This window comes from Photobacterium gaetbulicola (assembly GCF_003025515.1).
In the GTDB taxonomy this organism is placed as follows: domain Bacteria; phylum Pseudomonadota; class Gammaproteobacteria; order Enterobacterales; family Vibrionaceae; genus Photobacterium; species Photobacterium gaetbulicola.
Window position 1 is genome coordinate 1 of sequence record NZ_PYME01000005.1, and the last position, 22,862, is coordinate 22,862.

A 22,862-nucleotide genomic window follows, 5' to 3' on the forward strand; every position below is an offset into this window, starting at 1 on the left:
GCGCGGCTTCAAGTTTAAACTCGGGGCTAAATGTTCTTCTACTGCGTTTTGTCATTGCGTCACCTGTTAACTTCTGAGGCGATGATATCACCTCTTATCAGGTGGCCAAATTAACTATGCCACTACACTTCGGCCTCCAAATCCGCTTTTGAAGGCGTACCTTCATAGTTTGGTGGCAAGAAGACATATTTTCCGCCTTTACCTTGGTCTGCGCCAGCAGGGCCAACATCCACAATAGGTTGCTCCCATTGGTTGACCACGGAGCCAAAGTAACTCACTTTGTCTGAAGCTGCCGGCACTTCAATAACGATAGGGCCATTGCGTGATGTAATGGTTCCCCAAGCATACGCGGTTACGTCATTGGCCGTTAAAAAGCCTTTGTTTGAAGCAAATGGCTTATTGATGTAAACCACGTCGTTATAGTCACCACCAAGATCGCGGCGCGTCGCTTTGAGAAAATCAACTTGAGTAACTGCTGGCATCGCCCAGATTGCGGTCTGAGTTGCTCTTTGCACCATGATCTTATATTCAAGATCCTCAATTTGAGATGCTCGAGCCAGTATATTGTCCGTATTGTCAAAAGATTGGTTTGTTGCAGATGCGTGCACGTGACCCGTCATAAGGGTCGTCGCGGCCAATAGGCTTAGAGCCAAAGATTTCAATTTCATAGTATGTACCTTTGAGAATGAGAAAACTGGCGATCACCTCGTCCTTGAGGTGATGCTGAACTGGATTTCGATGTCGTTACTCAGAACGAGTTACCTTCTGAAAATCTGATGGCTTCCAAGTGCCATCAAACCAAGCTTCTGTCGGTCCATACATGCGGAACAGTACGTTGAAGCCTTTACCTGGTATGGTTTGAACCCAATTTTGCTCATAACCTTTTGGCGCAACCGGTGCGAAGTGAATCGTAATCGAACCATCTTCATTTTTGCGAAGCCCCTTACTGAGCCCATCTATGCCTGCGCTTGCTTGATCGGTCTCGAGCATGGAGCGAGTTTGATTGTCGTAGACCATAAATGACCAAAACTTAGTGGCTGGCGCATTGGGTGGTAGCGTCACAGTGTAGTGCTCGGAACCATCCAGTAATTGATTGTCACTATCTCGATTGCCGACTCGGTAATCAGAACCCCGGCCGACTGTTTTGGTTACCATATCTGGCGTGATCCCCGTTGCCATGAAGTGGAACATCGCTCGATCATCGGCATTGATGACACCGTTTTCATCATGGAACTCATGGCCATTAATCAAAGGAGTAAACCAGTTGCTATCCTCGTAAGTAATGAGTGATTCATCAGGGTAGAAGTAATAACTCCTCGCTTCTGCTGTCGCAATTTTAGCGGCTTCCTCAAGAATGCCTTGCATACGGGCATCAGGCTGGAATGGCTTGCCTTTTTCAATACCAATTCTTTTCGCTAACGATAGCCATTCAGGATCAAATATTTCCTTCGGTTCATACTGAATCAGTGCATTGATTTCGTCATAGAACTCGTGGTTCATTGCATGTACGGTGTTGTACTTAATACCGGTAATATTCAAGAACTCCGTTTGGTTCTTTTGGCCATACGGATACAGCTTCATTGTTTCTTTCAGCTGGCTGACGTCATGTTCTAACGTGGAAGGCGTTGTGATAATACGAACTAGCAACCAATGTTGATAACCGTCGGTTTTGACGTGGATATAACCTTTTGGCAGCTCGCCTTGATAAGATGTGTGATAGAAGAAATATTTGCCACCCTTCCCTTGATCTTGAGGATGGGTAACACCTACTCGGGATGTGAACTTAAACGCAGCGTTATCAACCAAACCGAGTATTGGCGTACCGACCTCCAGCACCACGGGGCCATCTTTCACATCAATTTCTGACGAAACATATGGGGTTGTCGTATTTGCGGTCAACCAAATACTATTCGCATTTAGCATCCCTTCAGAGATGGCAATGGTTTTGTTGGGCTCCATACCAACACTTTCATGGCCGAGTAACAGCCCTTGTATAGACGCAACCGGTATACCAGATAGAAAAACACGAACGGCATCTGCAGTGTCAACAAAGTCAGACGCTTTTAGGTGTGTGTCCAGCGATGGGGCGCCATCTGTATAATTGAGTTCACCTAAATACTTAGATTCAACATGGTTAGGAGTAATAATAGAAGGCGGAACATCTGCTTCAAACGTCGCAGCTGTCGCTGAAGAAATAGTATTAACAAATACTAGGGTAGAGAGTAATTTATATTTCATATTCAACCTCTTTAATATATATTTCTAGTTGATGAGGTTGATACTAGTATTATTCTAAATTTGCATCTAACTACTTATAGTAATATGCTGACATTACCTAAGTGAATAATTATCTCATAGCCACCCGATGAATAAGCAGCTATCAAGAATCGACTTAAACTTGTTGATTACGTTAGATACTTTACTCAAAGAGAAAAACGTAACACGCACTGCAGAGGTCCTTTTTGTCTCCCAGCCCGCGGTAAGTAGAGCGCTCGGTCGGCTACGAGAAACATTCGACGATCCTCTGTTTACTCGGGTCTCCAATGGGTTAATTCCAACCGAAAAAGCCCTGCACATCGGCAAGCAACTTGAAGTCATCATCCCTCTTCTACAAGGTGTATTCCTATCCGAAGACTTTACCCCTGAGAAATGTGATTATAGCTTCTCAATTGCATTACCAGCCTTTCTTTCTAGTGTTCTCCTGCCCAAACTCGTGTTAGAAATAAATCGCGTTGCCCCCAAGGCTCGAATCACAGAACTGCCTGCAAAAGCAAACCCTTACCCTTTAATTGATCAGGGAAATCTAGATTTTTCGATCCATTACGCTCCCTCTCCTAACGAAAAATACCTTTCCACAGAAATCGGTATATTAAAGCCTCAACTTTTTGCTAGGAAAGCACACCCTCTATTCAAGAAAGAAGAGCTTAAGCTTGATGATACTTCCGACTACCCACTAATAGGGATGCTGGTAGAAGAGGACCAATATCAATCTTTTAGCGCACCAATCATGAATATATACCGAGATCTAATGCTAGATAAGAAACCAATGCTGAGAAGCTCTCAGACACAAGTTCTCGTTGACGTGATGAAGAACTCGGACTCCATTATGTTTGGTACTAACTGTGTAAGCGCCCTGAGTAGTTTCGGCAACGAATTCGACCTACTACTCTCACTCGATCATAAAGACGAACACCACGTACCTATTTATCTGGTTCAGCATACGAGAAACAGAAACAACCCCGCTCACCTATGGTTTTCTAGCCTTATCGTCAAAGAGATATGCAAGATAATCTAAAAAGCATCTCAACATGAAGGCTTGACCCATCACAAGTTCTCGCTCTGGACTTGTGATTAAAAGAGCGGCCTGTTGACGAGCCTTCTTCCATCTTCCCTCTATACAATCTTTTTTGTATATGCAAACTTACCTTAACCCGATCTTCTTTATTTTGGTGTTTCCTCTAAAAAATACATTAAGTTGATACTCAATAAATTACTCTACATTTACTATGGCTATGTGGTATGGCTTTTAGCCCGTTACTGTCTGTAGTTATAAATTTGAGGTATTGGAAACATATGCAGGATCTGCCAACTTGCTCTCAGTGCGGCCAAGATGAAGAATTTCTGGTTTCAGAAACAGGAGACTATGTATGTATCTGCGGTCACCAATTCAAAATGGTCACGCTTGATACTAGTAATGAAGCCCAGAGTATTGCCTATCAGGAGGATAAGCACTCCTCTTGTCAAATGCCGGATATAAGCAACTCCTCTTACTCCCTACTTCATTAACCTACGTTTTAAATTGTACATGACTGGTTAAAACCGCTTTTATAGAGCGGTTTTTGATTAACTTTATCATGAAATATTATTCATCAATCCATTCAAAAAGCTTTACAGCCATTCTCAAATGTTAAGAATAATCGAAATTCAACCAACACTTCACGGTTAAATATTCTGCATATTTTGGTTAATGCCGAGTAAAAACAAAAAATACCATCAATTATACGCCGTTCATTAAGCGCCGGTAAGAAACCCCGCAACACGAAGGTAAGATACTGTAATAATTGATATAATTATACAGAATGACACACTGCAAGCTTCATACCTGCAGATCTCATTGAAAAAACGTGATCAATATCACGCTGAATTAAGCGAATTTCGTGCTAACTTACAGCCCCGTCTACAGATGAAACACCTGATTCTATGTTTCACAATTGTAACTTCAACAAGTTACACATGGCTGGATTCTTCCAGTTAATAACAAATATAAATTCAGAATCATATTCATGAACTGTCATGTAAATGGACGTTTCAGTTTGCTCGACCAACTTCTCATCGGTTGAGTGTCATATACAGGAAATTAGTATGAGTGTTACAAACGAAACTTGGTTGACCTCGCTGAACGATGGCCTAGAAGCCGTCATCGGCGCAATTAACGATGTACTTTGGGGCCAACTCCTTGTTTACCTACTGGTAGCAGTCGGTATTTACTTCACTTTACGTCTCGGCTTTATCCAAATTCGCCAATTCCGCCATTCTGTTGATGTCCTTAAAAGCGGAAAAGATGTTGATAACGGTATCAGCTCCTACCAGGTGTTCTGTACATCAATGGCAGCCCGTGTAGGTACAGGTAACATGGCTGGTGTTGCTGTTGCTCTAACTGTCGGTGGTCCAGGTGCTATCTTCTGGATGTGGCTGATTGCCCTATTCGGTATGTCTACAGCCTTCATCGAGTCAACACTGGCACAGATCTACAAGACTAAAGATGTTGACGGTCAATACCGTGGTGGCCCAGCCTACTACATGGAAAAAGGTCTAGGTATGCGTTGGATGGGTTCACTGTTCTCAGTGTTCCTGATCATTGCATTCGGTCTTGTATTCAACGCCGTTCAAGCAAACACCATCACAGATGCGCTAAGCCACTCTTTCGGCTTTGACGAAACCATGATGGGTATTGTGATTGTTGCTTTCTCTGGCTTCTTCATCATGGGTGGCCTTCGTAAGATTGCAGCGGCTTCGGCGAAGATTGTTCCAGTTATGGCAATTGGCTACCTAGCTATCGCACTCATCATCGTGATCATGAACATCACTGAGCTTCCAGCTGTTCTAGCGCTAATCGTTAAGAGTGCTTTCGGCTGGCAGGAAGCAGCAGCCGGTGGTGTGGCTTACACTATTGCTCAGGCAATGCAAAGCGGTATCGCGCGTGGTCTATTCTCAAACGAAGCAGGTATGGGCTCTGCGGCTAACGTCGCAGCAAGTGCAACGCCAAACCCGAACCACCCAGCGTCACAGGGTTTCGTTCAGATGCTAGGTGTATTCGTTGATACTATCGTTATCTGTTCAGCATCTGCGGCAATGATTATGCTAAGCGGTGTAATGGATCAGCCAAACGCAGCAACCGGTATCAGCCTGCTTCAGCAAGCACTGACCAACGAGCTTGGTAGCTGGACAACCTACTTCATGGCTGCAGCGATTCTACTGTTCTGTTTCTCGTCTATCATCGCGAACTACAGCTACGCTGAAACCAACGTTATGTTCCTGAACGGTAACACCAAGAAAGGCCTATTCGCCTTCCGCGTATGTGTACTTATCATGGTAATGTTCGGCTCTGTTGCTTCACTACCAGTTGTTTGGAACCTGGCCGATGCCTCAATGGGTATGATGGCGCTGATCAACATCGTTGCTCTAGTTATGCTGTCTAAGCTGGCAATCAAGGTTATCAAGGACTACGAAACACAGCTGAAGGCTGGTAAGACACCTGAATTCGACCGCTCTAAGTTCCCTGAGCTGGACGATCTAGACGGCGCATGGCACCCAGAAGGCACTGAGCCTGTGGCTGCTACCAGCAAGTAATTCTATCTTAGAATCAAAAACAAAGAGCCAGCGTTCAGAAGCGCTGGCTCTTTTCTTTTATCAGTTAGCTAAGTCTGTGGTCCCCCACCTTGAGCTTACTTGGCAAACCTCTCGGCCGTAATGCGGATCACATCCACCACGACATCACTCGCCGCCTGCAATGAATTCACCGGCAAATATTCGTAGATCGAATGGAAGTTGTGCGCACCCGTAAAGATATTCGGGCATGGGAGGCCTTTTTGCGATAGCATAGCCCCCTCGCATTGGAGTCGCCCTCATCTCGATACCGTTGCGCTGATAGGCCTGTTTAGCGATATCGATAGGGAAGCCAGCCTCTCCCTCCAAACTATTGGCTACGTTCTCGTAACGGTCAGACAGCTCGATATCGATACGCCCCTCTCCCCATAGCGCTTGGCAGCTATCGGCAAGTTGCTGCAAGAATGCCATACGATGCGCATAACCCTGCTGGCTAAAGTCACGAATGTCCATCTTCAGCACTGTCTTAGCACTGTTACCCGCCATTTCTTTCACCCAATAATACCCTTCTCGCCCTTCGGTATACTCCGGTGCCTCGCCCGTTGGCAGCATGGCAATGAACTTATGCGCCATCAACAGCGAGTTCTTGAGCTTACCTTTCGCTGACATAGGGTGGGCAGATTGACCGGTGAAGGTTACAACCGCATTGCCGGCATTCCAGTTTTCATGGACAAACTCGCCAATACCGCAACAGTCGAGGGTATAGCCAAAGTCAGCACCAAAGCTTTCCACATCAAACGCCTTGGCACCACGCAACCCTTGCTCTTCATCAGGCAAAAACGCCACTTTCACCGTGCCGTGCTCGATCTTTGGATTGGCTTTTAATACTTGAAGCGCATGCATAATCGCAGCAATAGCTGCTTTATCATCAGCGCCCAGTAAACTGGTTCCATCCGTCACAATGATTTCCTGCCCTTGATATTGGGTGATTTCCGGAAACTCTGCTTCCTTGAGCACAATATCCAAAGCAGGATTCAATACGATGTCGCCCCCCTGGTAGGACACAATATTGGCCTTGGTGTCACTGGTTTGTTCGGCGCTGGTATCTAGGTGGGCAAAGAAAGAAACCGTTGGCAGATCTTTATTGGTATTTGCCGGCAGCGTAGCGGTGAGAATCGCCGTATCGCGCAACACGATATCTTCCATACCAAGCCCTGCTAGTTCGGTCTTGATCAGCGTTGCCAATTCCATCTGTCCCGGAGAGGAAGGCATGATACCAGCGGCACCTTTCTCACGACTTGTTGTGGTATTGATACGGGTATAATTGATAAATCTTTCGACAATATTCATTTTCAGCTCCGTTCTGAATCGACAATACGGCAGAGGTTCGCTCTGCCGTATGATTGTTATTCTTTTATGCTTATTGCTTACACAATCACTTGGGAGCAAATCATCACGGTAAGCAGGCCACCAAGCATTGGGATTGCTGTTCGCTTGGCCAGTTCAATCGGCGACACATTGGCAACAGCCGCACAGGCAATAACCACCCCGGCTACCGGTGAAGCTGAACGCATCAAGCCTGCTGACAACTGCATCGGAAGCGCGACATGCGCTGCAGCCGTACCCACCTGAGAAGCAACATCTGGTGCAAGGTTTGAGAAGCTAAAGAATGCCGCATTACCCGAGCCAGAAAGCATGGTGATAGTGATGATAATACCCACCAGCATCACAACCATGGCTGAATAGCCAAGACCCAGGTTAGCCGCAGAGTTAAGCAGCAGGTCGATAAAACCAATTGCGCTTAGGCCAACCACGAACACTTGCGCGGCAATAATCAGGGTTACTACACCCGCAAACACACCGCCCATGCCTTCCAGGTACACTTTCAGTGATGCCGCCACCGTTTTACCGTCTCGGGTATAGATGAAGTCACACACCATAGAAACAAACAAGGCAATGAACATCGCGGTGACCACATCCATCTTGATCGACGTAATGGCGAACTTACTGAAGGTCAACAGCAACATCAAAGGCAGGACAGGCAGGATAGCGAACCATTTTGGCGCTTCACGCTGCTCTTTAGAATCCAGGTTGAACTCATGGGTCACACCGTTTTCCTGATCCTTGCGGTCAAAGTAACGCTGACAGAAGAAGTGGAGCACAGCAATCACCGCCATAGCTGCCAGCGATACCGGTAGCTGGTAGCTCGCAAAGTAAGTGGCAACATCAATACCTGACACTTCTGCCGCTTTATTCGCCGCTGATGACGCAGGGCCAAGATCCAAACAGCCCGTGGTCGCGACAACAGCCGCCGCTGCCGCTGGGTTACAACCGACACCGACCAAAACCGGGTACATGGCCACCAATAGCAATAGCGCTAACCCTGTAGCACTTGGAATAAAGATATTAATCAGCTGGCCAATAATATAGGCCATCGCCAATACCACATATGGGTTTTTGACATAAGACAGCGGTTTGGTCGCGATTTGCACCATGGCATTGGCCGCCCCTATGTGTCCCATATATTTAGAGAAGCCACCAACAGCCATGATGATCAGACCCAGCTTGGCCAGCGTGGTCGATGAAATCACTTTGATCACTTCAAAAAAGTCGACAATAACCGAACCAGTATGTGCCCCGCCCTTTGGCATGAAATCGGTGTTACCGCTTATCACCCCTAGAGCAATCATTAGCAAGCCGGCCAAAAATAAGACAGCCTGTGTATTATATTTTTTGACGATAAAATATCCCACACCAAATATGGATGGAAGAGCAAGGTATGTAATCATTTATAACCCCTTCAATAGAGAAGCAATGGAATTGTATTTATTTCACAAATGGTTTTAATTTTATAAACACAACAGCGCAACAACGGATTAGCTCGGCTTCCTGCAGGGATATATTCCCACAACAAGAAGTAACGCGTAGCCTGCACTGCTGAATTAATTAAAATATTTTAAAGTGGAGAGTTGTTAGCTTTTAAATACACTGAACTCGTCGAATAATCCTTCTATTCGTTTAAATCGATTATCTTTTTCTTGATGCAGAGAAAGACCTTTAATAAACGCCTCAATCAATGCAAAGCCCGCTGCCCGATTATTGAAGAACCCCCTCCCTGCACTTTCAACAATAAACTGTACATCGCAATATGACACGAACGGGTTTACCGGTTGATCCGTCACCAATATGTTATGCCCACCGCACTCATGGAACCACCTCACCAGCTTGATCGTAATCGAGGAATAACGGTGGTATGAAATCGCTAACAGCACATCATCTTTACTCACATCGACCAATTGATGCGGCAGTGTTGAGATATCCGCTTTCAACAGCACTACATCTTTACGTAAGTATCTCGCCAATAAGTAGAAATATGTCGCCAGTGCTTCTGATGAGGCACTTCCCATGACATAGAGCTTGCCTGTTGTATGGCGCATCAGTTTCATGGCTGATTTAAAGTCTTGCTCCGATAATCCATTGAATGTCTTATCAACATTATCTATTGTTTCTTGATAATGGTTCGCAAGCAGACCTTCTATCGTATCCTGTGATGGTTCATGGGTATGATATTCATAGCGCTCGATAGGCGTTGTTAACGTCTGCGCCAAGTCATCAGAGACTTCTTTTTTAAATTGAATAAAACCGCTAAATCCTAACCGTTGCAGAAAGCGCCCTAATGTCGCCTTGCCTACCCCGATTTGTTTGCAGAGTTCATCGATTTTTGCAAACGGCAACATGGTGTAGTGGTCCATAAAATATGCCGCAATTCGTTTTTCTGCAGCTGTATATGAATCAAATTTATTGACCGCACTGATAAACTCTTGCTTATTCATGGGTTTTATTTCCCGTGATTTTCTTTATGTGGGAAATTTTTCCACTCAGGCGGAAAATAGGCAAGGGAATACGATTTTCCCAGCATAATTTTGTGATCACCCGCTTAAGCAATACACGACATCATCAAGCTTTAAACCTTTCTTGATTATCCCATCACAAAAAGTTAACAGCCAATGCTTATAGAGAATGTCATTTGGGCCCCAGCATAATGATATTTACTTATTTCTTTTGAAATACAGTAAAGAGCATTTAAAATACAGGTTATATTTTGAGTTAAATCAATTTAGATAATATGGGGGATTTTATTCACGGGATATTTTTCCCAATGCGGCCACCATGGTCAATTAAGCAACGCCATATTGCTCACATAAGCAGCAGCGCAATTTTCAGTACACTTCGTTACAAGTTTATACATCACCAAACAAAGCCAGATTTTTCGCCCCCTGTCCTTTACATTCAATAACCTGCAATCATCTAGCAAACGATAAGCACAAACGTTTGCTCTGGATTGAAAAACTGAGAAATTATGTCTCCGTTTTGTAATTGCCCCTCTGTTTTATCTCGTATATAGTTCGCAAGCCTTGCTTATTTAAGGCTTTTCTCAGGGATAAATCGCCACTCACTCCGATTTATCATCAACAGATAATTATAAATAGGTTGTCTAATGAACTTTTCTAAGCCTCTTATTGCGCTTTCTGTCGCCGCTGCACTGGCCGGTTGTGCTCAGTCCACTGTCGAGACAGGAGATTCTTTTACCCTGACCGTCGCGCATATCAACGATACGCATTCAAATTTCGACCCAGTCAAATCGAGTTTCAAGGCCAATGACACCCTAGTGTACAACGAGTTTGGTGGCTTCCCGCGATTACAGACCATGGCTGATGAATACAAGAAAGCAGCCGAAGATAATAACCAAAGCTTTCTTTTCCTTCACGGCGGTGACGCATGGCAAGGCAGTGCTTACTTCAAGTTAAACGAAGGTGCTATGAATGCCGAACTACTCAGCCGATTGGGGCTAGATGCAATGGCTCTGGGCAATCACGAGTTTGACCTGAACAACACAAAGCTCAACCAGTTCATCAGTGACATTAACTTCCCAGTTCTTGCAGCTAATATCGACACCAGCAACGATCCAGACCTCAAAGATCAAACCAACCTCAAGCCTTACATTGTTTTCGCCTTCGACGGTAATCAGAAAACAAAAATCACCGACCTAGATAACCTACCTGCAGACAAAGACCTTGTTGCGGTATTCGGTATCGCGCTAGACGACATGCCAAACATTGCACCTAACACGGGTAAGGTCGAATTCCACAACATGGTAGAATCCTCGCAGGCAACCGTTGACATGCTGCAAGCCAAAGGGATCAACAATATCATCGCGGTGACCCACATTGGTAACGCCGTTGATGTTGAGGTCGCCTCACAAGTAAACGGTATCGACCTGATCGTTGGTGGCCACTCCCACACCCTACTGGGTGACTTCACCAACCTTGGCCACAACCACGGTGGCGAATACGCCCAAATGGTTCAGAACCCGAATGGCCAAAGCCAAACCTGTGTAGTACAAGCAGGCCAGTATGCCCAAGCCATCGGTCAGCTAGACGTAACATTTGACGCTGACGGCCAAGTTACCAACTGTGCCGGCTTGAATGTACTTCTAAGTAACGATGAATACTTCCATTCCCCGATGCGTGAAGCTGGCAGTGAATTCAGCGCAACTGAAACAGCGTCTGTCGTTAGTTTCATCGAAGGTGAAGACAACATCACCATTACTGAAGAAGAAGCAGTAATGCGCCAAATCATCGACACTAAGTACAAGCCAGCTGTCGACGAAGCTTACGGTAAAGTGATTGCTCAAGTCCCAGAAGAAATCAACCATGAGCGTCGCCCTGGTGACGGAGGCACAGACGCGCACGGCTCTGATGTTGCCCCTATCCTGGCCGCTGGCCAATACTACTGGGCTAACTCTCCGGAAGTGGTTGCTGTTACTGGCATGAAAGTTGACTTCTCGTTGATTGGGGCCGGTGGTATTCGCACCAACATCGAAGCAGGAGAATACCGTGAGGGTAATGTATCGCTAGAGCTACTCCCTTTCTCTAACTTCATGTCTGTTGTTCCGGTGAAAGGCAAGTACATCAAAGAGCTGATCGACGGTACTGTCACTGCGACACTACCTGAAGGCTCTCACGCAGGTAAGTTCCCATACGGCGGCCACATCCGTTACCAGTACACCGAAACCACGCCTTACCAAAGCGGCAAACTGGATTACGTGGAAGTAATGACCGGCACCGCTGATGCGCCTATCTGGACACCAATTGAAGACAACAAGACCTACAACGTCGCTATCAACAACTACAATGCAACGGGTAACGATGGCTGGACTCCGCTCTTTACTGCCCAGCAGAAGTCTTCAGGCCGTGTCGACCTTGCCTATGTCGATGGCAAGCTAACAGGCTTCAAAGTGAAAAACATCGTAGAGGCCGGCGGCCGATTCAAGGTGAACTACCAAGGCGAAGCGCCGAACTGTAAGGCTGACAACGTCCGCTGCAATACCGATGCACAGGCTGTTATCGACTACATCGCTGACAACATGCCGACTCTTAAGCCGCTTGAGTACAATGTGGTGACATTGAATCGCGCAAACTAATATCAGTTAATTCACTATTACTGGTTAATACTAGATGAAGGGCCTTAGGGCCCTTCTTTTTTGTCTCCCACACCAGAAGAAAAAATTTCATTTAAATAAATCAATTACAACAACAAGTTAAAACAAACCTGCTTGCTAAAAAATACGATTAAATATAATTGGCGCAATTTGGTAAGAATCACCAATAAACATTAAATATACTCCCCGGCGCAAACAATAACTTATTATTTTGTACAGGAAGCAACATGAACAACATCGTATTAAAAGCGGTAGGAATAACATTATTTGCATCAGCACTGACCGGGTGTGTGGGAAGTAATGCGGTGACCGGAAAAGTAATGAAATTTAATCTTGAAGCTGTTGATAACCGCTATGCTCGTGCTGGTGTTAACTTTCTTCTCGCGCCTGTCTACGGCATTACCAGTGCGGCAGACTACGTCGTATTTAACTCTTTGGAGTTTTGGACCGGTAAAAACCCAATTACGGATTCTCCACATATCTTTGACAGTAAGGTTGAGACACATATCAAGGTTAATGACGATCTTGACCCAAGCCTGCAAGAGGCTCCTATTAGCCCTATTTCAAACAACCGACAGATTGATACCGGAGAGATGATTCAGGCTGACGAGAACTCTGTCAAAATGCATATTGTCTACAACAATGGCGAGACCGCTGTGCTTGAAGGATTCAAGAATGGTGAGAACGTCAGCTACTACATGGATGGCAAACTGGTCGCCCAAACCACCATTGCCAAGCTAGCAGCGCTCAACAGCCACGCAGTGTAAAACCCCCAACGAATCCTTTTGGGAAAGCTCCTGACATATGCTATTAGGAGCTTTCTTTCATACCACAACGACGTCAGCCTCTCTCCCCCAAGCCTAGCCTCCTATCACCAAGCACGCTACACTACCCCACTTTGAACACAGTCACTGATTCACCGATGAACAAAAACTCTTCATTATGGCAACGCCTCAAAACAGCCGCCGCAGACGTCCTTGATTTTCAATCACGCGTTTGGGTTGTCAATATTCGTAGCAGTACCTTTCAAGATGAGTCATTTGTGGTCAGCGAGGATAGTTTCAACCAGCCATTGCAGTGGATGAAGAAGAAGCAATTTGATGCTGAGATGCTAGAAAAGGTTGAAGCGATGAAAGTATCACAGGTATTGGTATTTCATATAGAGGACGTGAGATACCGGTTGCTTCGGGTGAAATAAACAAACATCACTGATTGCTTCTTGCCGCAAATACCAGTGCAATACCGCCTAGGATAAGCGTTGTCGCAATTGCTGTGGAGATGGTAATTTTCTCACTCAACACTATCCAGCCCGCGATACTGGCCAATGCCGGAACAGAGAGTTGGACAACTGACGCCTTCAATATCGACAACGCTGGCAATACCGCATACCAGATGGCGTAACCGATCCCGGAAGCCACCGCGCCAGAAGTCACGGCGAGTATTACTCCGCGATATGAAAGACTGGCAGCGGCCGCCAGATAAGGAAACGACACTGCCGCTATCAGCCCGCCAAGCAGTGTTGCCAGTGCAAAACTCATGCCCATGGTGACCATTGCGGGCCGTTCACTGAAACTCTTCCCCAAAATAGTAAAAGCCGCCCAGCATATTCCGGCTATGGCCATCAACGCCGCCGCGAGCAGGTCGGGCCGTGTGGCATGGGGAACAAGCAGATAACCAAACCCGCTCAGTGATAGCCCAAGCCCGATACACTCCCAAAACTGCAGTTTGTTGCCACTGAATAGGTGATACCCAATCATGGTGAATTGGACTGAAGCAAACAGAATTAATGCCCCTGTACCTGTTGTGATGTTGATATACGAGAAAGAAAAGGCTGCCGCATAACCAAGTAACATCAACGCACCCAGCAAGTCGGATTTATGCCAGTTCGACGGCGAATAAGAAGCCTTTGAGTACATGGCTAGCGTTAACAGCACTAGCGTGACAGCGCCGGACACCAATCGGATCAAAGTAAAACTACCCGCGTCAATAAAGCCTTCTGCTAACGCCAGTCGACATAATATGGAATTTCCGGCAAACGCCAGCATGGCGCAAGTGACAAGAAGCACAATTCTCAGCGGCGATTTATGCAATGTCGATGGCCTACGTTTTCAATACTCAATGAACATAATAGTGGCATAAATAAAACAACCGGCAGGGTGCCGGTTGTTTTGTTACTTTTCAAACGACGTTATTTTTTGCCGTTCTTGTGTTTGTACTCCAGTGTCACAATGATTGGGTCATGATCAGACGACGAATAAATATTGTCTGATTTTTCCAATTTGCCGGTGTACTTGCTGCTGTACTCAAACAGGTTACTTTCAGCTGCATTGATGTGCCACGCTTCTACTGCTGCCACCTTATTCACCAGTGATGGGCTGGCCAGTGCATGGTCGAGGCTACCGAGCTCACCCTCAAAGCTATAGCTGTAGTCGGTCTTGTGCTTGAGGTTAACTAAGCCATAGCCTTTTCTGACTAGCTGCCCTTCTTGCTCAAACACTTTACCGTCCAGGGTAGTATAAGAGGCGGTAAAGATTTTCCCACCACGGTCAGCTTCATCGAATGAAGTCAGCGTTAGAATTGGGTCTTCCATACCGTAAGAGTTCAAATCACCCATGACCAGCACGTCGCCCTTAAGATCCTGAACCGCCTCGCCGAGCACTTTGGCCGCAGAGACTCGGAAGTTATTACAGCTGCCCTGAACATCTTCCTCGTCACCGAAGATGAAATCGTCTTCCCAGCAGGTTGAACCTTTTGACTTGAAGTGGTTAACAATGACGGTCACATCATCCTTGGCCCCAGGGATATTAAACTTCTGCATCATGGCATGGCGCTGATAGGCGCTCTTCACCCCGCCTTCAGCAAGCGGCGCATGCTGCTCTGGCATCATGATCTGGCGAGCTTGGTTCTTGGCTTTCACTTTGTCATGACGGTAGATGATACCGACAGTGATGGCATCCGTACCGAAGTAGCCGATCTCCTCAAAGCCAGGTTCATCCTTGAATGTCAGATCGGACTTGTGCACTTTCACCGCACGGTAGTGATCTTTCTTGTTCGGCTGGGCATCATTAAGAGCATTGACCAAAGATTCCAGTGCGCTGTTCTCATCAAAACCGTTATTTTCCAGCTCCATCAAGGTAACGATATCAGCATCCATGGCCACAATCGCGTTGACTAGCTTGGCTTGCTGCAAGGCAAACTCCTCAACCGATGGCGCGCCGCGGTAACATTTAGCACCAGGTGTTACCGATGCGTCAGAGCACATGTAATTAGGATTGCCCGATTCCGCATACGAGGTAAAGTAGTTCAGCACATTGAAGCCAGCAACTTTAAGCCCCTCTTCAGTTGCTGTCACTGGCTCATCGGCCCTTTCATTTTCAGGCAGGCGCAGCAAGTCACCGCTGCCGATGGTGTTGGTCGTTACCAAACGGTATTCGCCATAGCTGTAACCGACCATTGCCGTCAATCCGGTTAGCTTATCCCCCATACGCATATAGCCATCGACCGGGTTGAAGTTATCGAACCATGGCACTTCCCCGTCTTTGGCCTTGTAATCAGATTCAACATATACACGGCTTATCGCATTTTCAGCAGCCACATTTTTAGCCGCGTCGGTTTCAGCCGCGTAAAGATGGGTTGGGTTATAAAGAGGGGCATTATGAGCCAGCATTAAATTATTGCGGTATGACGCATAGTCAAAACTGAAATTACGGGTGATCACCAGCGGGCTGTCCGCATCAAGCAGCACCTGCATGCCTTCATGCCGCTCTAGCGCCGTGTGCAGATCTTCCCCTTCTTTCACGCGGAAGCGTGTCGGCGCAGGAATCGGGTTATCGGTGCTCAATACTTTGAAGGCGCTATCGCGCACATCTAGCTGAGTATTGCCGTAGTATTCCTTAACAGTCGCCTCTAAGCACACCTCTGCACCCGGCTGAATGTCACTTGGTGTGGTACTACCACCCAAGAAGACAAAAACCCCATCCGAGGTATTCTCATTACCGTCGCCATACGGGTCTTGCAGGTAGAAGCCCTTATACAAGCTCTCGCCGCGAGCGGTGACAACGCCACGGACAAAGTATTTCTCCGGGCTTTCGAAGCTCCCCTCAGGCACCAGCGGACTACGGTCACCGTCACCTTGCACATCATAGATCGGGACGAGGTTATCGGTATCACACACGAACGGATTCGGTGGCGGAGTAGTACTATCACACGCCTCAAGGCCACTGCAGCCTAAGCCATCAAAGGTATCGGTTGGAAAAGTCACCCATTCGGCGTTGACGTCAAACTCACTATCTACATCTATTCTGCCTGAAGTCACAGCCGGCTCCCTGCGAAGCGTGACATCTTTCGCGAAGTCTTCACGTACGCCCAACTGGCCTAGGCTATCAATAAGCTCCTCGCCTTCGAACAGAGCAACCACATCATCGCCGTTGAAACCAAGGCTACCCGATGCTTGATCGCCGACATCCTTAATATCTTGTGCCGCTGAGCTGTGGTAAAGCACATAACTTTCGCCACCCGCTAGATTTACGTCGTTCAAGTTGATGGTAGTGCCAAATGAATCAGCCCCATTCATCGCAAGCTTAACGCTGTATTCTGAGAGGTTAATTCCAGAATCAGCCAAATTGGTGACTTCTATTGCTTTATTATAACTTTTACCCTCGACATACTCTGTTATTAATAGTTGTGCAGAAACAGACGAAGACATCAAGGCCAGTGCGATAGCACCAGATAATGCGTTTATTCGTGTCATGTGTAAACTCCGATATAAATAAAACCCAAGCACACCCTGCACTCAGGTTTTTCCAACTGATATTTTCATGCTCAGTGAATAATTATTTAATAAAGACAAATTTGATTTTAATTTCAAAAATATCATTATGAGCACGTCTATTTTTATATATCAGTGTTACAAATAACAATTTTAATGAAGTAAAAATGGAGTTTTTATTCAACTTCTGACTCAGGTGCACAAGGTTACACATCAATACAATTGAAGTTCACAAATAGAAAACCAATTATTTGATTTTGAAGGCTAACAATGCAAGCGAGCTTTTGCTTTAGATCTTTAATAGGCCGCATCGAAAAGTCACAGGGTAACTCAATCAACTTTATCTCCGGCAGCCTAGATAGATTAAGTAAGAACGTATTACTGACAAAGTGTTCAATGTTTTTATTGCAAATGCCTATAGCGCTTTCTCAATAGCATTAAGCATAGTAGCGTCCGTAGGTTTGGTCTGGCTAGAAAATACCGCGATCACTTCACCCTGTCGGTCAATAATATATTTATAAAAATTCCATTTTGGCTGTATTCCCGTTTGTTTCGCTAGGTGCTGAAATACAGGATTCGCCTTTTCACCTCTTATGTGGGTTCTTTCTAGCATGGGGAAAGTCACCCCGTAATCGAGATAACAGACCTTAGCAGAATTTTCTTCGCTGCCACGATCTTGGTTGAAGTCATTAGAAGGAAAACCTATGACAGAAAAGCCTTGTTCCTTGTAGTCCTGATATACCGCCTCAAGTTGTTCGAACTGAGGCGTAAAACCACACTGGCTCGCAGTATTCACCACCAGCAAGACCTGCCCGGCAAACTGCTCGCATAGACGGACTGTCTCAGTGGAATTGAGCTTGTTGAACTGCTGATCAAGCCAACTTTCACATTCCGGCTGAGATTGGACTCCTGCCGGACCAGCTAAAAGCGTTGCTATCAGGCCAGCATAAACCAGGAGGCGATGTGGCTTAGCCACTGACAACTCCCGCGATATTTGGCGAAGGCGCATTGTTGACTCCTACATAGCAAGAAGCTAAAAAGACTGTAAAACATATGATTGTGTACGCAATTTCACGATGTACTGATCACAACCTGCTCGTAAATTAAGCATATACCGCTTCTACCCTTTAACCCTATCGCCGGCTCTATTACACTTGCCCTGTTAAAACTTCTGATACCCCCGAAGGACAGTTCGAATGCCACAAGTAAACATTGTTCCAAACCCACAAATCGCCATCATTTTCAAAGGTTGGGCTGAAGACTGGGCCAAAGAAGGTCAGACTAACCAAAAAGACATGGCCAACAAGTTCCACACCGTGTACCGAATTGCGGCTGACATGTTTATCAAAGGGGGTGAAGTCGATATGGAGTTTCTGTCTGCTTTGTTTGAAGACTGTAAGCAAAAACTTGAAAATGCCCAGGCGATGAATGCTAAAGTCAAAGCGGCGCTGAGCGAGGATGACGAGCGCGCTGAGGCCATTATCAAGAAAATCACCCATGCAGCGCAAGATGCCGCCCATGTGGTTCGCTACCTGGGTGAGCTGCTTAAGCCAGCAACCCGCTAAACGAAAAACCTATCGATATAACAAAGCCCGGCTGTTAACCGGGCTTTGTATTTACGACCTAATAACTAATCCATTAGCTGCGCCTGTCATTGATGCGCTCAAGTGCAGCCACCCGCTTCCATTGTTTAGGTTCAAACGACTGCTGCCTCAGTTGCTCAATTTGGAGCTCCTTCATTTCTTCTCCAACCTGTTCATCAGCCAAAATTACGCTTCTTTGCGTCAGGTAATCTGCAAGCGACGCCTCAAAGGCTGCCCTTTCCACTTCAACCGCCTCCAAGCGCTGCGCTCCGGCCTCTCCGACCAAGGCTACATGGTGCAAGTAACGCTCCTGCTGAGACAATTGCTGGTCATTAGACAATGCTGCCATCAACTGGGCATTTTGCTCACTCCTTCGAATATACCCCGGCTGTTCGGCTAGCAGCGCCATCCATTGCTCCTCTGCGTCCTGGGCATCAAGCGCATTCTCCTCAATGCGTTTTTTCTCTATTGCCATCGAGCGCAGTCGATTTTCATCACCGAATAGCGCGGCAATTTGCTCCGGGGTGAAATACTGCTGCTGTAACGCCAGTAAACCAATATGCAGTTGCTCCATTTTGTCCAGCCCCATCGACTGCCCCATCGCCAGTTCTTCCAAGCCCATCAAGGCCTTCTTGTACCCGATAAACGCGGCAAGCAACGACTGATCCAATAACGACGTCCCTGAGTGCTCGATATAGGCCTCTACCCGTTGCTCAATATCCGGCAACGCAATTTCACCCTGGGCCGAGTAGGCATACTCCAGCAATTCTCGGCTCGATGACTCATCCACTTCGGTATCTTGCTGGGATGGTGCCTGTACCAGATTTGCCGACGCAGGCGTGCCTGTCTGTTGGATCCACTGGTAGCCAGCCCAACCAATGACAATCGCCAATACACCAACAATTACTTTTGACCGCTTAGCCATAACCTACAGTCCCTGCAGTTTGAGGCGGTTGGCGTGCTGGCGGTACAAGGTGACGGGATCAGTTTCGAACAAATGGTGAATGCCCAGCAGACCGTTAATTTCATCCAAGTGGTTCATTTTGTAGTCATCGCGGATCACTTTGCCCAAGTGGGTACTGCAGGTTCCCACCAAGCCATCACTAGGCCCATCGAACGCCAGCCCAAGCACCGTCATTGCTGCGTCGCTCGGATCAAGCAGATTGGTGAACGTTGATGAACCGGTCCATGAATAATAATAGACCCCGTTACTGGCCAGAAAATCACCATTGCCGCATTCTGTTGTAGGTACCCCTTCCGGGTAATGCTGGTTAAAGGCCAGAGAGCCTTCGGTCGTCAGGGCATCAAGCGAGGCCAGAGGATCTTGTTCCAGGTCACTTCCGCCAGAAAGTAGCCCTATCAAAGTAACCAAGCCTTCTGCCAGCTTCACTGACAATGCTTCTGCAGGCGATCCCGGCTCTACGGTATTGCGCACCAGATCAGCCACATCAGAGCCTTTATGTACGCCGCCGATACTGGTCACTGAAGCAATCAAATCAGGTCTGACCGAAGCAACATAGCGAACCGTCGGACCACCGTGACTGTGGCCAATCAAGTTCACCTTGCTGCTACCCGTTGCGGCCAATAGACGCTCAACTTGAGCCAGCAGCTGCTCGCCTCGCACCTCTGTACTATTTGTTGCCGAAACCTGTGCGACGTACACCGTCGCACCATCTTTGGTCAAAGACTGTGGAATACCATAGAAGTAATCTACCCCTGCCAATGTATCGAAACCAAACAAGCCATGTACCAGTACGATCGGATATTTCGTTTCGGTATACCCTGTACTGCCTAAATTCCCGCTACTGGTCGCCGCTGTAACGCCCAGACTGAAAACACATAAAACCACTGCCAACATTTTTTTCATTTTGTCTTTCCCTTTGACTTTTATAAGCAAAATAAAGCTAGCAGAGAAATAACAGGTCGGATCTGGCAATTACCAAGCAAAGTGTTTATTTGTGACTGGTTACCAACATTCAACAGGATGATTAAACTGTCAACAAGAGTAGAGCCAGCATGCCAACCTGAACAGGCAAGGCACTCACTAAAATTAAAACAAAAAAAGCGGCATATGAATGCCGCTTACGCTATCGGTTCAGAAGGCTTAGTGTGTGCCGAAAGCCGTATTTAGCTCGTCGGCCAAGCGGTAACCAGCCTGAGTCAATCGCTGTTTTACCAACTCAGTCCCCTTTTGGTAGTAGGCTTCAGATGGCGCGGTATCTTTCTCGACACTGTAACCAAAGTCAGCCAAAGCGAAGCTTTCCTTGACCCACAGATCCACGTCGGCAACTGGTCCAAGTTCCATGTTTCCCTTAGGGAAGTCTTGCTGTAGCGAAGCCGCGAAGGCATGAATGTTATGCGCTTTGTCCAACATACCCATGCCGCTATCCCATAGATGATGCAGATCTTTTTGCGGGACATCCAACGTATGCTTGTTTGCGCCAAGGTCTGTGACACATTCCGTTGCACTCAGGCTCTGCGAAATAGAATGCATTGGCTGGTGCGAGTCGCCAGCAACATGACTCATGAACATCAGGCTCGCGGCCTGCGGGTTGTGCTTGAAGTCTTCGTAGAGGTAACCCGCCACCAGCTTGATATTCGGGGTATGGACAAAGTCACACTGGCTGCTTGCCGGGTACGTTTGGTTAATGTAATGCCATGCACCTGTTTCTTTCTCGTCCCACTGATTCAGTGTCGCAGGGATTGTCTCTCCCATTTGCTGCCATACCTGCTCTGCCGGTGTTTTGCGGATCAGATCAGGTACCATAGCCATTTTCGCAAACTGGCTTGCGCCCTCAAAACTGTCCATTTTCTGCTGAACGTCGTGAGGCATCGACTGATAAGCTTTGTGCGCAAGTTCATCAACCTGCACTTTCACTGCTGGTTCCAAGTTCTGGTAGGCAATTTCCGCCACAGTGATATGCCCTTGGTAGTTCCATGCCAGCGCTGAAGTCGGTGCTAGCGCCAACGCTGCCATTGCCGAGGCTACAAGAGTAATTTTTTTCATACTTGACCACATTTACATTTTGTTACATTCAGCGCTACTTTGCGCCTCCTCACAGCCGTGGTCAAGAAAATATCCCTGATAAGCATTTAATTGAGCACGTAATCGATTAACAGCACCTAAAACGTTCATTTATCAAACAAAACGTTCTTGCTATCATCAACTAGGATTAAACCTACAAACAAAAATCATTGTAGGCAGAAGATGCAACTGGATAACTTCGATTTAAATTTACTCAAAGTGTTAGTCGTCCTGCTGCAAGAAAAGAATACTCGCAAGGCTGCCGAGCGCTTAGGGATCAGCCAACCGGCGGTCAGTCGTGCGTTGGTCAAAATCCGTAGCCATTTTGACGATCCACTGTTTATCCGCCAGCCCAGAGGCTTAAAGCTCACCCCGAAAGCGCAAGGGTTAGAGTAAGAACTTCCGAAAGTGTTGTCCCTTCTTGCCAGTACATTGCAAGGGGATGACTTCAATCCCAATGAACTGTCCGGCCAGTTCCGTATTGCGCTGCACAGTTACTTATCCGAAAGTCACGGCTATGCGCTATTCGAAGCCATAAGCCAACAGGCCCCGAACCTCGATATTGAAATCCACAATTACAGCGCGGCAACGGTCAGCCAATTAATCAATCAGGAGCTGGATGCCGGGATCAGCTTCTATCCGGTCGGTGTCCCCAAGGCATTGCGGCAAGTTCCTGTCGCACAAACCTTAATTGGAGGGGTCTGCAAAAGTTCGCACGAATTAGCCGGGCAAACCACCCCTATCGCCACCATCTTGAACTATCCCATCACTGGTTTGATTTTGCCGGATTTGAACAACCAGTACATGCTGATCCAGCAATTGTTTCCTGAAGGGACAGTGCTAAAACCCAAGCTTAGAAGCCAGTACCTGAGCAATGTACTCAGATATATCAGCGACAACAATGCGATTTGTATCTGCCCGAAGACATCTCTCGCCAACCTCTCACCCAGTGAATATGCATTCATCGAGTTTGCCGGCCTCGAGGACAAACTCACCATGCAGATTTGCCTAACCTTCAACAATAACCTGTTCCGCAGTGCCAAGCACCTTTGGCTCGAAGAATTGGTGCGAAAGGTCTTCGCCAGCGCCGATCAACAACAGTCATAAGCAACAAAAAAGGGAAGCGCCCTACACTTCCCCCTCAACCTCGGCACCTAT

Annotated in this window: 18 protein-coding genes and 1 pseudogene; 8 read left to right on the forward strand and 11 right to left on the reverse strand. The window is 46.8% G+C overall.

The annotated features are described in order from the left end of the window. Positions 1 to 122: 122 nt before the first annotated feature. Positions 123 to 668, reverse strand: a complete 546-nt coding sequence (locus C9J03_RS05470; RefSeq protein ID WP_044623433.1) for a DUF1254 domain-containing protein — start codon at positions 666 to 668, stop codon at positions 123 to 125. A 76-nt stretch (positions 669 to 744) separates the two neighbouring features. After that, a complete protein-coding gene (locus C9J03_RS05475; RefSeq protein WP_044623434.1) occupies positions 745 to 2,238 on the reverse strand; it encodes a DUF1254 domain-containing protein in 1,494 nt (497 codons plus the stop codon). Between the two features lie 127 nt (positions 2,239 to 2,365). Here C9J03_RS05475 and C9J03_RS05480 point away from each other — a divergent pair, with 127 nt between their 5' ends. Next, a complete protein-coding gene (locus C9J03_RS05480) occupies positions 2,366 to 3,295 on the forward strand; it encodes a LysR family transcriptional regulator (protein WP_044623435.1) in 930 nt (309 codons plus the stop codon). 1,067 nt (positions 3,296 to 4,362) lie between these two features. After that, positions 4,363 to 5,850, forward strand: a complete 1,488-nt coding sequence (locus tag C9J03_RS05485; RefSeq protein ID WP_044623436.1) for an alanine/glycine:cation symporter family protein — start codon at positions 4,363 to 4,365, stop codon at positions 5,848 to 5,850. 95 nt (positions 5,851 to 5,945) lie between these two features. On the opposite strand, the pseudogene pepT reads toward C9J03_RS05485, so the two are convergent. The 3 genes and pseudogenes from pepT to C9J03_RS05500 form a co-directional block, all read right to left on the reverse strand. Next, positions 5,946 to 7,176: pseudogene (pepT, locus tag C9J03_RS05490) on the reverse strand (peptidase T). A gap of 77 nt (positions 7,177 to 7,253) precedes the next feature. Then, the gene (dcuC, locus tag C9J03_RS05495; RefSeq protein WP_039464047.1) at positions 7,254 to 8,615 is read right to left on the reverse strand and encodes a C4-dicarboxylate transporter DcuC; all 1,362 of its coding nucleotides are present in this window, start codon (positions 8,613 to 8,615) and stop codon (positions 7,254 to 7,256) included. A 183-nt stretch (positions 8,616 to 8,798) separates the two neighbouring features. Further along, positions 8,799 to 9,659, reverse strand: a complete 861-nt coding sequence (locus C9J03_RS05500) for a MurR/RpiR family transcriptional regulator (protein WP_044623437.1) — start codon at positions 9,657 to 9,659, stop codon at positions 8,799 to 8,801. A 665-nt stretch (positions 9,660 to 10,324) separates the two neighbouring features. Between C9J03_RS05500 and C9J03_RS05505 the strand changes: the two genes are divergently transcribed. The 3 genes from C9J03_RS05505 (at position 10,325) to C9J03_RS05515 (ending at position 13,526) form a co-directional block, all read left to right on the forward strand. Continuing rightward, the gene (locus C9J03_RS05505) at positions 10,325 to 12,310 is read left to right on the forward strand and encodes a bifunctional metallophosphatase/5'-nucleotidase (RefSeq protein ID WP_044623438.1); all 1,986 of its coding nucleotides are present in this window, start codon (positions 10,325 to 10,327) and stop codon (positions 12,308 to 12,310) included. 245 nt (positions 12,311 to 12,555) lie between these two features. Next, on the forward strand, positions 12,556 to 13,095 hold the full coding sequence (locus C9J03_RS05510; protein ID WP_044623439.1) for a DUF3332 family protein: 540 nt from the start codon (positions 12,556 to 12,558) through the stop codon (positions 13,093 to 13,095). A 155-nt stretch (positions 13,096 to 13,250) separates the two neighbouring features. Then, on the forward strand, positions 13,251 to 13,526 hold the full coding sequence (locus tag C9J03_RS05515; RefSeq protein ID WP_044623440.1) for a hypothetical protein: 276 nt from the start codon (positions 13,251 to 13,253) through the stop codon (positions 13,524 to 13,526). Positions 13,527 to 13,533: 7 nt separating this feature from the next. On the opposite strand, the gene C9J03_RS05520 is transcribed toward C9J03_RS05515, so the two are convergent. The 3 genes from C9J03_RS05520 to C9J03_RS05530 all read right to left on the reverse strand — a co-directional run bounded on the left by C9J03_RS05520 (position 13,534) and on the right by C9J03_RS05530 (position 18,072). Then, on the reverse strand, positions 13,534 to 14,394 hold the full coding sequence (locus tag C9J03_RS05520) for a DMT family transporter (RefSeq protein ID WP_338064688.1): 861 nt from the start codon (positions 14,392 to 14,394) through the stop codon (positions 13,534 to 13,536). Positions 14,395 to 14,516: 122 nt separating this feature from the next. Further along, positions 14,517 to 17,078: an ExeM/NucH family extracellular endonuclease gene (locus tag C9J03_RS05525; RefSeq protein WP_052829784.1), complete on the reverse strand. Its 2,562-nt coding sequence runs from the start codon at positions 17,076 to 17,078 to the stop codon at positions 14,517 to 14,519. A 433-nt stretch (positions 17,079 to 17,511) separates the two neighbouring features. Further along, a complete protein-coding gene (locus C9J03_RS05530; protein WP_249031106.1) occupies positions 17,512 to 18,072 on the reverse strand; it encodes a glutathione peroxidase in 561 nt (186 codons plus the stop codon). 220 nt (positions 18,073 to 18,292) lie between these two features. Between C9J03_RS05530 and C9J03_RS05535 the strand changes: the two genes are divergently transcribed. Continuing rightward, a complete protein-coding gene (locus C9J03_RS05535) occupies positions 18,293 to 18,661 on the forward strand; it encodes a hypothetical protein (RefSeq protein WP_039464035.1) in 369 nt (122 codons plus the stop codon). Between the two features lie 73 nt (positions 18,662 to 18,734). Here C9J03_RS05535 and C9J03_RS05540 read toward each other — a convergent pair whose 3' ends face one another. From C9J03_RS05540 to C9J03_RS05550, 3 genes are all read right to left on the reverse strand, one after another. Beyond that, on the reverse strand, positions 18,735 to 19,604 hold the full coding sequence (locus C9J03_RS05540) for a lipase secretion chaperone (RefSeq protein WP_052829785.1): 870 nt from the start codon (positions 19,602 to 19,604) through the stop codon (positions 18,735 to 18,737). A 3-nt stretch (positions 19,605 to 19,607) separates the two neighbouring features. Further along, on the reverse strand, positions 19,608 to 20,546 hold the full coding sequence (locus C9J03_RS05545) for an esterase/lipase family protein (RefSeq protein WP_044623442.1): 939 nt from the start codon (positions 20,544 to 20,546) through the stop codon (positions 19,608 to 19,610). 237 nt (positions 20,547 to 20,783) lie between these two features. Then, positions 20,784 to 21,686 (reverse strand): S1/P1 nuclease, encoded by a 903-nt coding sequence (locus tag C9J03_RS05550; RefSeq protein ID WP_044624512.1) that lies wholly within the window; start codon positions 21,684 to 21,686, stop codon positions 20,784 to 20,786. Between the two features lie 201 nt (positions 21,687 to 21,887). On the opposite strand from C9J03_RS05550, the gene C9J03_RS05555 reads away from it, so the two are divergent. After that, positions 21,888 to 22,100 carry a helix-turn-helix domain-containing protein gene (locus C9J03_RS05555; RefSeq protein ID WP_052829786.1) on the forward strand — a complete coding sequence of 71 codons (213 nt, stop codon included), beginning with the start codon at positions 21,888 to 21,890 and terminating at the stop codon, positions 22,098 to 22,100. Positions 22,101 to 22,112: 12 nt separating this feature from the next. Further along, entirely contained in the window at positions 22,113 to 22,811 is a 699-nt protein-coding gene (locus C9J03_RS05560; protein WP_052829787.1) for a LysR family transcriptional regulator substrate-binding protein, read from the forward strand. Positions 22,812 to 22,862: the final 51 nt, after the last annotated feature.